Annotated in this window: 16 protein-coding genes; 9 read left to right on the forward strand and 7 right to left on the reverse strand. The window is 66.5% G+C overall.

Annotated features, from left to right (window positions below):
- The first annotated feature begins 15 nt into the window (after positions 1-15).
- From DSD28_RS22420 to DSD28_RS22435, 4 genes are all read left to right on the forward strand, one after another.
- The gene (locus tag DSD28_RS22420) at positions 16-321 is read left to right on the forward strand and encodes a DUF1294 domain-containing protein (RefSeq protein ID WP_119258655.1); all 306 of its coding nucleotides are present in this window, start codon (positions 16-18) and stop codon (positions 319-321) included.
- A 57-nt stretch (positions 322-378) separates the two neighbouring features.
- Positions 379-822: an Rrf2 family transcriptional regulator gene (locus DSD28_RS22425; protein ID WP_119258656.1), complete on the forward strand. Its 444-nt coding sequence runs from the start codon at positions 379-381 to the stop codon at positions 820-822.
- Between the two features lie 84 nt (positions 823-906).
- On the forward strand, positions 907-1,809 hold the full coding sequence (locus DSD28_RS22430) for an NAD(P)/FAD-dependent oxidoreductase (RefSeq protein ID WP_119258657.1): 903 nt from the start codon (positions 907-909) through the stop codon (positions 1,807-1,809).
- 188 nt (positions 1,810-1,997) lie between these two features.
- Entirely contained in the window at positions 1,998-2,258 is a 261-nt protein-coding gene (locus DSD28_RS22435; protein ID WP_119258658.1) for a YjhX family toxin, read from the forward strand.
- 32 nt (positions 2,259-2,290) lie between these two features.
- On the opposite strand, the gene DSD28_RS22440 is transcribed toward DSD28_RS22435, so the two are convergent.
- The 4 genes from DSD28_RS22440 to DSD28_RS22455 all read right to left on the reverse strand — a co-directional run bounded on the left by DSD28_RS22440 (position 2,291) and on the right by DSD28_RS22455 (position 5,540).
- Positions 2,291-2,803, reverse strand: a complete 513-nt coding sequence (locus DSD28_RS22440; protein ID WP_119258659.1) for a GNAT family N-acetyltransferase — start codon at positions 2,801-2,803, stop codon at positions 2,291-2,293.
- A gap of 113 nt (positions 2,804-2,916) precedes the next feature.
- Positions 2,917-4,398 carry an Asp-tRNA(Asn)/Glu-tRNA(Gln) amidotransferase subunit GatA gene (gatA, locus tag DSD28_RS22445; protein ID WP_119258660.1) on the reverse strand — a complete coding sequence of 494 codons (1,482 nt, stop codon included), beginning with the start codon at positions 4,396-4,398 and terminating at the stop codon, positions 2,917-2,919.
- A gap of 45 nt (positions 4,399-4,443) precedes the next feature.
- The gene (gene gatC / locus DSD28_RS22450) at positions 4,444-4,731 is read right to left on the reverse strand and encodes an Asp-tRNA(Asn)/Glu-tRNA(Gln) amidotransferase subunit GatC (RefSeq protein WP_119258661.1); all 288 of its coding nucleotides are present in this window, start codon (positions 4,729-4,731) and stop codon (positions 4,444-4,446) included.
- Between the two features lie 104 nt (positions 4,732-4,835).
- Positions 4,836-5,540, reverse strand: a complete 705-nt coding sequence (locus tag DSD28_RS22455; protein WP_119258662.1) for a metal-dependent hydrolase — start codon at positions 5,538-5,540, stop codon at positions 4,836-4,838.
- Positions 5,541-5,672: 132 nt separating this feature from the next.
- On the opposite strand from DSD28_RS22455, the gene DSD28_RS22460 reads away from it, so the two are divergent.
- Together DSD28_RS22460 and ruvX are read left to right on the forward strand one after the other, a co-directional pair.
- Positions 5,673-5,969, forward strand: coding sequence for an alkylphosphonate utilization protein (locus DSD28_RS22460; protein WP_119258663.1), 297 nt, complete (start codon positions 5,673-5,675; stop codon positions 5,967-5,969).
- 8 nt (positions 5,970-5,977) lie between these two features.
- Positions 5,978-6,460 carry a Holliday junction resolvase RuvX gene (gene ruvX / locus DSD28_RS22465; protein WP_119258664.1) on the forward strand — a complete coding sequence of 161 codons (483 nt, stop codon included), beginning with the start codon at positions 5,978-5,980 and terminating at the stop codon, positions 6,458-6,460.
- Here ruvX and DSD28_RS22470 read toward each other — a convergent pair.
- Together DSD28_RS22470 and DSD28_RS26065 are read right to left on the reverse strand one after the other, a co-directional pair.
- Entirely contained in the window at positions 6,409-6,732 is a 324-nt protein-coding gene (locus DSD28_RS22470) for a DUF6105 family protein (RefSeq protein WP_119258665.1), read from the reverse strand. The two genes, ruvX and DSD28_RS22470, sit on opposite strands and share 52 nt — an antisense overlap.
- Positions 6,729-6,887 carry a hypothetical protein gene (locus tag DSD28_RS26065; protein WP_162911518.1) on the reverse strand — a complete coding sequence of 53 codons (159 nt, stop codon included), beginning with the start codon at positions 6,885-6,887 and terminating at the stop codon, positions 6,729-6,731. Before DSD28_RS26065 ends, DSD28_RS22470 begins: the two co-directional genes overlap by 4 nt.
- Positions 6,888-7,069: 182 nt before the next feature.
- Here DSD28_RS26065 and DSD28_RS22475 point away from each other — a divergent pair, with 182 nt between their 5' ends.
- Entirely contained in the window at positions 7,070-8,005 is a 936-nt protein-coding gene (locus DSD28_RS22475; protein ID WP_119258666.1) for an AEC family transporter, read from the forward strand.
- Here the strand turns inward: DSD28_RS22475 and DSD28_RS22480 are convergent.
- Positions 7,987-9,633, reverse strand: coding sequence for an acyl-CoA dehydrogenase family protein (locus DSD28_RS22480; protein ID WP_119258667.1), 1,647 nt, complete (start codon positions 9,631-9,633; stop codon positions 7,987-7,989). The two genes, DSD28_RS22475 and DSD28_RS22480, sit on opposite strands and share 19 nt — an antisense overlap.
- Positions 9,634-9,805: 172 nt before the next feature.
- On the opposite strand from DSD28_RS22480, the gene DSD28_RS22485 reads away from it, so the two are divergent.
- Together DSD28_RS22485 and DSD28_RS22490 are read left to right on the forward strand one after the other, a co-directional pair.
- The gene (locus DSD28_RS22485) at positions 9,806-10,747 is read left to right on the forward strand and encodes an aspartate carbamoyltransferase catalytic subunit (protein WP_119258668.1); all 942 of its coding nucleotides are present in this window, start codon (positions 9,806-9,808) and stop codon (positions 10,745-10,747) included.
- The gene (locus tag DSD28_RS22490; RefSeq protein ID WP_119258669.1) at positions 10,744-12,036 is read left to right on the forward strand and encodes a dihydroorotase; all 1,293 of its coding nucleotides are present in this window, start codon (positions 10,744-10,746) and stop codon (positions 12,034-12,036) included. The genes DSD28_RS22485 and DSD28_RS22490 overlap by 4 nt, the downstream gene beginning before the upstream one ends.
- The last annotated feature ends 105 nt before the right edge of the window (positions 12,037-12,141 follow it).

Below are 12,141 nucleotides of genomic sequence, written 5' to 3' on the forward strand. Positions count from 1 at the left end.
GGCTAAAAGCATGCCATGGGCACGACAACAACGCTTTTCGTCATCTTCCTTCTCTTCAACATCATCACGTTCTGCCTCTACTGGTGGGACAAGAGAGCGGCGCGGGACGGCCATTGGCGCGTTTCCGAAGCGCGGCTGCTGCAGTTCGCCTTCCTCGGCGGCAGTCTCGGCGCCGTCGCCGCCCAGCGGCTGCTGCGGCACAAGACGCGCAAGGAGCCGTTCCGCACGCAGCTCATGGCGATCCTCGTGCTGCATGTGGCGCTCGTGCCGGCGGCGCTGATCTTCGGCCCTAGTCTCCTCGATATGCTGCGTGCCGGCTGATACCCCCGTCGCCGGCATGTGTTGACATGTGGCAGGATTCGTAACTATTATTGTTACATGAAAAGAAACAGCCGCCTTTCCGCCGTGCTCCATGCACTCATGCACATGGCCGAGCGCGAGGAGCCGATGACCTCGGACGATCTCGCGCTCTGCCTCGACACCAATGCCGTCGTCGTCCGGCGCACCATGGCCGGGCTGCGCGAGGCCGGCATCGTGCAGTCCGGCCGCGGCCATGGCGGTGGCTGGCATTTCGCCCGGCCGCTCGCCGAAATCTCGCTGCTCGACATCTACAATGCCCTCGGCGAGCCGATCCTCTTCCAGATCGGCCCGGCGACGGAAATGCCGGGCTGTGTGGTCGAGCAATCCGTCAACCGGGTGATCGGCGACGCGCTGAAGGATGCCGAGGCGATCCTGATGGCGCGCTTCGCCGGCACGACGCTGGCCGATCTCGCGGCCGATTTCCGGATGGCGGCGAAACACTGCCGGGCCGACACCGGCTGAAGGCAACCAATTCCCAAGACCTGCATCGAACGGGCAGCACCGGCCGGCCGAACGATGCCGCTCGCTCCATAGAAAGGATGAACCATGACCGAAGATGCCATCATCATCGGCGGGGGCTTTGCCGGCCTTTCCGCCGCCATGCAGCTCGCCCGCGCCCGCCGCCGCATCACCATTGTCGACACCGGCGAGCCGCGCAATCGCTTCGCCGCCCATTCGCACGGCTTCCTCGCGCAGGACGGAAGGCCGGGCAGCGAGATTCTTGCCGATGCCCGCCGCCAGCTTGCCGCCTACGAGACCGTGACCTTCCGCGATGCGCCGGCCGAGGGGCTGGAGGGGGAAAGGGACGCCTTCTGCGTGGTCACCGGCGACGGCGGGCGGATCGCGGCGCGGCGCGTGCTGCTCGCGACGGGTTTCGAGGACCGGCTGCCCGCCATTCCGGGCCTTGCGGAGCGCTGGGGCAAGACGGTGCTGCATTGCCCCTATTGCCATGGCTATGAAGTGGGCGGCGGGCCGGTCGGGGTACTCGCACGCACGGCGGAGGCCGCGCGCTTCGCGGCGGTGGTCGCCGACTGGGGCGATGTCACGCTCTTCACCAATCAGGTGCCGGAGCCGGACGAGGAGGCCCTTGCCGTTCTCGCGAAACGCAATGTGAAGCTGCGGCCGGGCCGCGTCACGGCCATTTCGGATGGACCGGACGGCATGCTCGCCGTCGAGACCGGCCCCGGCATTCCGACGCTGGTCAAGGCGCTCTTCGTCATGCCGGAGGCGCGGGTGCGCAGCGCCATTCCGGCCGACCACGGCCTGAGGCTGAAGGAGACGCCCGTCGGCGCCATCCTCGACACCGACGACACCGGCCAGACCTCCCTGCCCGGCCTCTATGCCGCCGGCGACATCGCGCTCGGCGCGGCCAATATCTCGCTCGCCTCGGCCAATGGCGTGAAGACCGGCGTCTTCCTGCACCACTCGCTGATCTGGCCCGCGCATTGACCTTTATGGATGCCCCGGCTATTTCCGGGGCATCCGCAATGGAGTTTTGATGTCTAGCTCTGAGGCCCGCTGAGGACCCTGCCCGCGAAAGCTTGCGCGCAGGGTCGGAAAAACGATGAGCCCTGCCACCCCTCGGTGGCGGAACGTTTTTTCGCGTTCATTCGAACGCCGGACGGATTCTCAGGACAATGGACATTTCACGCGCCGAACAGCGCATCCTCCACCTGCTCGCCCAGGGCGGCAGGATCGATATCGAAAAAGACGACGACACCCGGAAGATCGTAACGGTCGCCTGCATCACGCGGGACGGCTGGCGGGCGAGCGGCCTCGACCTCGAACTCTTTCGCAAGCTGAAACGCCGGCGCTGCATCGCGTCTTCCGGCGGCAGGCCCTACCGCATCACGCAGCGGGGCCTGGAGCTGGTGCGCGCGCAGCAGGATAACCAGTGACCGACGGGAGGCGTGGCGAAAGCCCGCCTCCCTCAAAAACCGCCCGGCCCGTAGCCGATCGGCTCGTCCGCGACGAGCTGCCGGCGCAGGCCGATCGATTCGACGTTGCGGTCGAGCCGCGGCGAATAATCCACCGACAGCCAGCTCACCGAATAGCCATGCTTCTGGAAGAAGCCGACGGCCGCGGTGTTGCGCGCATGCGTCTGGAGGCGCACTGCCTCCAATCCGGCCGCGACGATCTCGTTTTCCATGGCGGCAAGCAGGGCGGAGCCGAGCCCCTTCCTCTGCTGCGGCGGGTCGATCCAGAGATCGGTGATCTCGTCGTCCAGCGCCTCGCGCGAGGCCCAGCCCGCAAGGACGCCGCCGAATTCGGCGACGCTCGCGCGCAGCCAATGGGCGGCAAGGAATTGCTGGAAGGCATTGCGGGCATGATCGCGCCGCACCTGGAGGTCGGCCACGCCGGTGACGGCCTGTTCCCAGGCCCGGACGCCGATATCGATCAGCGCCGGTACATCTTCCTCGAGGGCATTGCGAACGGTGATCATGCGGCTCTCTCCGCCACCATCAAAGCACCGCGCGGCGCGGTTGGCGAGAGACGCCGACCGCTATCCACGGAGATGATGAAGAGGCGGAGGCCGGTAAGGGGCCGGACGCCCCCTTACCACCAGCGCGTCGGCGCGAAGCGGCCGGCGGCCTTTTCGATGACATGGGCCGTCTTGAAGAGGGTTTCCTCCTCGAAGGGCTTGCCGATGAGCTGGAGGCCGAGCGGCAGGCCCTTGTGATCGAGACCGGCGGGAACGGAAAGGCCCGGCAGGCCCGCCATGTTCACCGTCACCGTGAAGATGTCGTTGAGATACATCTTCACCGGATCGGAGGCGAGGTCCTCGTCGGCGATGCCGAAGGCCGACGACGGGGTGGCGGGCGTCAGGATGGCATCGACGCCGGCATGGAAGGCCAGCTCGAAGTCGCGCTTGATGAGCGTGCGCACCTTCTGGGCCTGCAGGTAATAGGCGTCGTAATAGCCGGCCGACAGCACATAGGTGCCGATCATGATGCGGCGCTTGACCTCGGTGCCGAAGCCGGCCGCACGGGTCTTCTCGTACATGTCGACGATATCCTTGCCGTCGACGCGCAGGCCGTAGCGCACGCCGTCGTAGCGGGCAAGGTTCGAGGAGGCTTCCGCCGGGGCGACGATGTAATAGGCCGGCAGGGCGTATTTGGTGTGCGGCAGGGAGATGTCGATGACATCGGCGCCGGCATCCTTCAGCCAGGCGATGCCCTGCTGCCAGAGCGCCTCGATCTCCTCCGGCATGCCGTCGACACGGTATTCGCGCGGAATGCCGATGCGCATGCCCTTCAGCGACTGGCCGAGCGAGGCTTCATAATCCGGCACCGGCAGGTCGACCGAGGTCGTGTCCTTGGCGTCTACGCTGGCCATGGATTTGAGGAGGATCGCGGCGTCGCGGACGTCGCGGGCGATGGGGCCGGCTTGGTCGAGCGAGGAGGCGAAGGCGACGATGCCCCAGCGCGAGCAGCGGCCATAGGTCGGCTTGATGCCGACCGTGCCGGTGAAGGCGGCGGGCTGGCGGATGGAGCCGCCGGTATCCGTGGCGGTCGCGCCGGCGCACAGGAACGCGGCGACGGCTGCCGCCGAACCGCCCGAGGAGCCGCCCGGCACGAGATCGGCATTGGAGCCGGCCGCGCGCCACGGGTTCTTCACCGGGCCGTAATAGGAGGACTCGTTGGAGGAGCCCATGGCGAACTCGTCCATGTTCAGCTTGCCGAGCATGACGGCGCCGTCGTTCCACAGGTTCTGCGTGACGGTCGATTCGTATTTCGGCTTGAAGCCGTCGAGAATGTGGCTGCAGGCCTGCGTGTGCACGCCCTCGGTCGCGAAGAGGTCCTTGATGCCGAGGGGGATGCCTTCCAGCGCACCGGCCTTGCCTTCGGCGATGCGGGCGTCGGAGGCCTTCGCCATCTCGCGCGCCTTTTCGGGCGTGACGGTGACATAGGCGTTGAGCGCGCCGTTCGCGGCCTCGATCGCGCCGAGATAGGCGTCCGTCAGCTCGACGGCGGTGATCTCCTTGGCGCCGAGCTTTTCGCGGGCTTCGGCAATGGTGAGGCGGGTGAGTTCGGTCATGGAAGGACTACTTTCGGAAGCGGACGGCTCTGGCGGCGAAGGGCGTTATTCGACGACCTTGGGCACCTGGAAGAAGTTGCGGTCGGACGCCGGCGCATTGGCGACGATATCGTCCGCCTTGCTGCCGTCGTTGACGACGTCTTCGCGCTTGCGCATCTCCATGGGCGTGACGGATGTCATCGGCTCGACGCCCTCGACATTCACCTCGGAAAGCTGCTCGACGAAGCCGAGGATGCCGTTCAGCTCGCCCATCATGCGGCTTGCCTCTTCCTCGCTGACGGCGATGCGGGCAAGGCGCGCGACGCGCTTCACGGTGGCTAGATCTACGGACATGGGTGGTCTCCGACAGGAAATTTCCTACCCGCTATACTGACCAAGCCCAAGGGGCGCAACGGGGGAATGCCCCCTTTGCAGCCCCTCGCCGCTTTTCCGGCTGCTCAGCGCGAGACCGAACCGCCGACCTTCGGCACCTCGATCTTCGCCGACGCGCCGTCCATCGCCTGCACGAAGAGGTCGGCCGTCTGGTCGATGATGCCGAAGGAGCCGTAGTGACAGGGCAGAACGGTGTCGAACTTGAAGAAGCGTTGGCAGGCGAGCGCCGCCACGGCACCGCCCATGGTGAAGCGGTCGCCGATCGGCACGAGGCCGATTTCCGGCTGGTGCAGCTCATTGACCAGCGCCATGTCGGAGAAGATGTCGGTGTCGCCCATGTGGTAGAGCGTCGGCTCATCCTCGAAATGGAGGACGAGGCCGTTGGCATTGCCGAGCGAATGGGAAACGCCGTCCTCGGTGATCTGTGCGGAGGAATGGAGCGCATTGACGAAGGTGGTCGAGAAGCCGTCGAAATGCACGGTGCCGCCGGTATTGCCCATGTCGACCTTCTCCACGCCCTTCGCGCCGAGCCAGGCGGCAAGATCCGCATTGGCGAGAACCGTCGCGCCGGTTTCCGCCGCGATCTTGATCGTATCGCCGACATGGTCGCCGTGGCCGTGGGTCAAGAGGACATGGGTGAGGCCCGCGACGGCGTCCTTGCGGGTCGATTCGTCGAAGGCGGGATTGCCGGTGAAGAACGGGTCGATGAGGATTCTGGCCTTCGCCGTTTCGATCCGGAAGGCGGAGTGGCCGAGCCAGGTGATTTTCATGCGTGTTCTCCCGATTGAGTGCCTGCCCGCAATATAGAAACCGCGAGGGCTGTTTCCATCCGCGGCGCGAACGCTATAAGCGTGATTTAAACCTTATAAGCGTGGCTTACACCATAATGAAGGAACCCCGCCATGAGCGACGACGACTACATCTATGACGAAGCCACCGGCGAATGGCGCCCGGCCTCGGAAATCGCAGCCGAAAAAGCCGCCGCGAGCGTGGTGCACGACGCCGGCGGGAATGTGCTCGCGGACGGCGATTCGGTCGTGCTGATCAAGGACCTGAAGGTGAAGGGCGCCGGCCAGACGCTGAAACAGGGCACCGTGATCAAGTCGATCCGCCTCACCGACAACCCGGAAGAAATCGACTGCCGGCACGACGCCATCAAGGGGCTGGTGCTGCGCACCGAATTCGTCCGCAAGCGCTGAGGCTTTTCATGGCGACGCTCACCCTCGAAGAACTGGCGGCGATCCTCGGCCCCGGCCAGCCGATCGCCGGCCTCGACCTCGGCACCAAGACCATCGGCCTTTCCGTCTCGGACCTCGGCCGGCGGCTGGCGACGCCTCGGCCGGTGCTGAAACGGGTGAAGTTCACGCAGGATGCCGAGGTGCTGCTCGCCTTCGCCGAGAAGGAGAAGGTCGTCGCCTTCGTCATCGGCCTGCCGATGAACATGGACGGCAGCGCCGGCCCGCGCGTGCAGGCGACTCGCGCCTTCGTGCGCTCGATGGCCGACAAGACCGACATCCCCTTCGTCTTCTGGGACGAACGGCTGTCGACGGTCGCGGCGGAGCGCACGCTGATCGAGATGGACGTGTCGCGCAAGAAGCGGGCCGAGCGGATCGATTCGGCCGCCGCCTCCTTCATCCTTCAAGGCGCGCTGGACAGGCTCTCGTCGCTGGCAAGGGCTGCCGACGCCTGACGGCGCGCCCGCCACCAGGCGGCGATCTGCCGGCGCCGGCGGAAGGCGATGAGGCCGAATACCAGGAAACTGTCGAAGACGATGGCGCGCAGCACGAGCGGCGGCAGGTCTTCCGGCGGAATGCCGAGGATATGGCCGTAGATGCGGAAGACGAGGTCATGCGCATCCCGCGTCAGCATGAAGATGCCGAAATTCATGTCGTAATAGGAAAGCCCGTACCAGCTTCCGAGCAGCGCGATGGGACCGGCCCACAGAATCAGGAACCACTTCATGCCGCCCTCCTCCGCATCGCGAAGAGGTCGCCGGCTGCAAAGATCATCTCGCTGACCGCCACGCCCGCAACGAGCACGAGGAGCGGCACGACGATATCCACCGCCGCGAAGGAAAACAGGGTCGTCATGACCGATATGCGGGCCGTTCTGGCCATGGCAGGCACTCGCTTCACATGGTTAACACCAGGTAAACAGCACCTTTGCCCGTTAACCTTCCCCGCGCAACGGAAACCCTGCATTAAGGTTAATTTCCACACGGCGCTTCCCGGCCCTGCCCCTTGCAAGGCCGGCCGCGGCGTGGAATGAGCAGCGGTCCCTTCCCTGCCGATCCGGTGCCATGCCCGCCATCTTCGAAAGCATCCTGCCCGTCTTCCTGCTCGTGGTCCTCGGCGCCCTACTCAAGCGCTGGCGGCTGATCGACCGCGACATGTGGACCGGGCTCGAACAGCTCGGCTTCTTCGTGCTGTTCCCCTCCCTGCTCTTCACCACGCTCGCCAAGGCGGAATTTGCCGGCATGGCGGCGGGCGACGTCGCCCTCGGCTCCATCGGGTCGCTCAGCCTCATCGCGCTCCTCCTGGGCCTTTGCTGGCCACTGTTCCGGGCGGCGGGCATTTCGCCGCCGACCTATACCTCGGTCTTCCAGACCTCGACGCGGTGGAACGCCTTCATCGCGCTGGCGATCGCCGAAAAGCTCTACGGCGCGCAGAGCCTCGCGCTCGTCGCGCTGGTGGCGACGCTGATCATCATCCCGATCAACCTCTACAATATCGGCGTGCTGGTGCTCTTCGGCGGCGGTACGCGAAGCCTTGGAGCCTTCGCGCGGAAAATCCTGACCAATCCGATGATCATCGGCTCAGTGCTCGGCGTCGCGGTGAACCTCCTCGGCATCCGCATCTATGCGCCGCTGATGCAGACGGCAGGGCTAGTGGCGGATACCTCGCTCAGCCTCGGGCTCATCATGGTGGGGGCCGGGCTGAAGCTCGCGGATGCCCTGCGGCCCCGGCCGCTGGTCTTTCTTCCCGTCGTGCTCAAGCTGCTCTTCATGCCGCTGGTCATGACGGGCGCGGCCTATGCGCTCGGCATGCGCGGCGAGCAGCTTCTCACCATCGCCATGGGCGCGAGCGTGCCGACCGCGATGAATGGCTATGTGCTGGCCAAGCAGATGGGCGGCGACGCGCCTTTCTACGCCGCCGTGGCGACGCTCCAGACGATCGCCTCCTTCTTCACCATTCCGATGGTGCTGGCGACGACGGCTTATCTCGCCGGCGGATAGAGCAGGTCGACGATATAGGCCGAATCGAAGCGCGAATCGAGCATGCCGTAGGTCGAGCGCCAGCCGGAGGCGAGGCGCGTTTCGAGGAACGCATCGGCAATGCGGCCGGCACCGGCGCGGTAGAGTTCGGCGGCGGCGGCGGCGAGCGCCAGCTGCTCGATGAGCATGCGGGCCGCGCCCTCGTCGCGCTCGCAGAGCGACAGGCAGGCGCGCAGCACCTCCACCGTCTTGCGGCCGGCCGGGCCGAGATCGCGCGCAAGGCCGGCGAAGAGCATCTCGAAGAGATCCTTGCCCCGGCCGATGACGCGCATCAGGTCGAGCGCCATGACATTGCCGGAGCCCTCCCAGATCGCGTTGACCGGCGCCTCGCGGTAATGCCGGGCAATGGGCCGCTCCTCGACATAGCCGCTGCCGCCGATGCATTCCATCGCCTCGTAGATGAGGGCGGGTGCGATCTTGCAGCACCAGTATTTGGTGACCGGCGTCATGATGCGGGCATAGGCGGCGTCTTCCGCGCTGTCGCGCGCCTTGTCGAAGGCTTCGGCAAGACGCAGGGAAAGCGCGGTCGCGGCGGCGACGTCGAGTGCCATGTCGGCGAGGACCCGCGTCATGATCGGCTGGGCGACGAGCGGCTTGCCGAAGACATGGCGGCCGCGGGTGTGGTGCACGGCCTCGGCCAGCGAGGCGCGCATGATGCCGGAGGAGGCCAGCGCGCAGTCGAGCCGCGTCAGCGTCACCATGTCGAGGATGGTGCGGATGCCGGCATCGGGCGCGCCGAGCAGGAAGCCGAAGGTCTCGGAGAACTCGACCTCCGAAGAAGCGTTCGAGCGGTTGCCGAGCTTGTCCTTCAGCCGCTGGAAGCGCAGGCCGTTGCTGGAGCCGTCCTCCAGCAGGCGCGGCACGAGGAAGCAGCCGATGCCCTCGCGGGTCTGCGCCAGCATGACGAAGCCGTCGCTCATCGGCGCGGACATGAACCACTTGTGGCCGGTCAGCCGGTAGATGCCCTCGCCGACACGCTCGGCGCGCGAGGTGTTGGCGCGCACATCCGTGCCGCCCTGCTTTTCCGTCATGCCCATGCCGATGGTGACGGCGCTCTTCTGCATGGCGGGCTTGTTGGTGGAATCGTATTTGCGCGACAGGATCTTGCGGCCCCATTCGCGCTGCACCTGCGGCGAGGCGGAAAGCGCTGCGACCGAAGCGCTCGTCATCGTCAGCGGGCAGAGATGGCCGCATTCGAGCTGCGCCGTCAGGTAGAAGCGCACGGCGCGCGCCTTGTGCGCCCTGCCCTGCTCATCGGGCACGTTCTCCCAGAGCGAGGAATGCAGCCCGTTCGCCATGGAGCGGCGCATCAGCGCGTGCCAGGCCGGATGGAAATCCACGACATCGAGCCGCTCGCCGCGCGGACCGTGCGTGCGAAGCTGCGGCACGCCTTCGTTCGCCATGCGGGCGAGCTCCTGCGCCTCCGGCGCGGTCACGTAGCGGCCGATCGCGTCGAACTCGTCGCGCAGGGCCTTGGGCATGGCATCGGTGGCATCGACCAGCAGCGGGTCGGAGCGATAGGCGTTGATGCCCGACCAGAGCGGCGGCTGGTTGAGATCGGCAAGTTTCTGTTCGGTGTCGCGAGTCATGAGCGGGTTCTATCCCAAGTCGGGGCGGTGCGAAACGGGGCCTTGCGGCCGCAGGCGCGGTTGCGCGCACAAAAGCGTGGGAATGCGCAAAGCATTGATCCCTTCGCCTTGCCGGGGCCGGATCGAGGCTCTATAGACCCCGCGTATCCACGACAGTTGAGGCGGAGCCCCCATGGACTTCTTTCCGCATCGCCACCTTCTCGGCATCAAGGGTTTGACCGAGCAGGAAATCACCCTCCTGCTCGACCGCGCCGACGAGGCCGTGAAGATCTCCCGCCAGCGGGAGAAGAAGACGTCGACCCTTCGGGGCCTGACGCAGATCAATCTCTTCTTCGAGGCCTCCACCCGCACGCAATCCTCCTTCGAGCTTGCCGGCAAACGCCTCGGCGCCGACGTGATGAACATGTCGGTCGGCAATTCCTCGGTGAAGAAGGGCGAGACGCTCATCGACACGGCAATGACGCTGAACGCCATGCATCCCGACGTGCTGGTGGTGCGCCATTCCTCGGCCGGCGCCGCCGCGCTGCTGGCGCAGAAGGTCTCCTGCTCGGTGGTCAATGCCGGTGATGGCCAGCACGAGCATCCGACGCAGGCCCTGCTCGACGCGCTGACCATCCGCCGCGCCAAGGGCAAGCTCTCGCGCATCATCGTCGCCATCTGCGGCGACGTGCTGCATTCGCGCGTCGCGCGCTCCAACATCCTGCTGCTCAACGCCATGGGCGCGCGGGTGCGCGTCGTCGCGCCGGCGACGCTGCTGCCCTCCGGCATCGCGGAGATGGGCGCGGAGGTCTACCACTCCATGGAAGAGGGCCTGAAGGACGCCGACGTCGTGATGATGCTGCGCCTCCAGCGCGAGCGCATGTCCGGCGCCTTCGTGCCCTCGGTGCGCGAATATTTCCACTATTTCGGCCTCGATGCCGAGAAGCTGAAGGCGGCGAAGGAGGATGCGCTCGTCATGCATCCCGGCCCGATGAACCGCGGCGTCGAGATCGCCTCGGAGATCGCCGACGGGCCTCAGAGCGTGATCGAGCAGCAGGTCGAGATGGGTGTCGCCGTCCGCATGGCCGTGATGGAAACGCTTCTCCTCTCGCAGAACCAGGGTGCCCGCGCATGACCCGCACCACCGTCCTCAAGAACCTCCGCATTCTCGATCCTTCCCGCAATCTCGATGAAAACGGCTCCATCGTCATAGAGAACGGCAGGATCGCCGCCGTCGGCAGCGGCGCGCAGAACCAGGGCGCGCCCGAGGGCGCCGAGATCGTCGACGGGCGCGGCATGATCGCCGCTCCCGGCCTCGTCGATGCCCGGGTCTTCGTCGGCGAGCCCGGCGCGGAGCACCGCGAGACCATCGAATCGGCCTCCCGCGCGGCGGCGGCCGGCGGCGTCACCACCTTCATCATGATGCCGGACACCGATCCGGTGATCGACGACATCGCGCTCGTCGAATTCGTGCTGAAGACGGCGCGCGACAAGGCCGTGGTGAACATCCACGCGGCGGCCGCGCTCACCAAGCATCTCGCCGGCGAGGAGATGACGGAATTCGGCCTGCTCAAGGCGGCCGGCGCCGTCGCCTTCACCAATGGCCGCAACCCGATGCACAATGCGCAGGTGCTGCGCCGCGCCATGACCTATGCCCGCGAATTCGGCAGCGTCATTTCGCTGGAGACGCGCGACAAGCATCTGGGCGCCGGCGGCGTCATGAACGAGGGGCTTCTGGCGAGCTGGCTCGGCCTTTCCGGCACGCCGCGCGAGGCCGAACTCATCCCGCTGGAACGGGACCTGCGCATCGCCGGCCTCACCCGCGCGAAATACCATGCCGCGCAGATTTCGGTGCCGGAATCGGCGGAGGCCGTGAAGATCGCCCGCGAGCGCGGCGCGAACGTCACCTGCGCCGCCTCGATCAACCACCTGACGCTGAACGAGAACGACATCGGCGAATACCGCACCTTCTTCAAGCTTTCCCCGCCGCTGCGCGGCGAGGACGACCGCAAGGCGATGGTGGATGCGCTGGCCCGGGGCGAGATCGACATCATCGTCTCCTCGCACGATCCGCAGGACGTCGATACCAAGCGCCTGCCCTTCGCCGATGCCGCGGACGGCGCCATCGGCCTCGAAACCATGCTGGCTGCGGCGCTCCGCCTCCACCACAGCGGCGAGGTTCCGCTGATGCGCCTCATCGATGCGCTCTCGACACGCCCGGCAAAGATCTTCGGCCTCGACGCCGGCACGCTGGCGCCGGGCGCCCGCGCCGACATCGTGCTGATCGATCCGGACGAGCCGTGGCTCGCCGTCAAGGACGGCTTCGTTTCGCGCTCGAAGAACACGCCGTTCGAAGATGCCCGCTTTACGGGGCGCGCCGTTAGCACCTATGTTGCCGGCGAACGGGTGCATTCGCTCGGCTGACGGAACGCGGCGAATTGCCCCTCATCCGCCCTGCCGGGCACCTTCTCCCCGCAGGCGGGGAGAAGGAGACTTGCCGCAACGCTTCCATTCGCCTCCCCGCTTGTG

The organism is Shinella zoogloeoides (genome assembly GCF_003574625.1).
Lineage (GTDB): Bacteria > Pseudomonadota > Alphaproteobacteria > Rhizobiales > Rhizobiaceae > Shinella > Shinella zoogloeoides_A.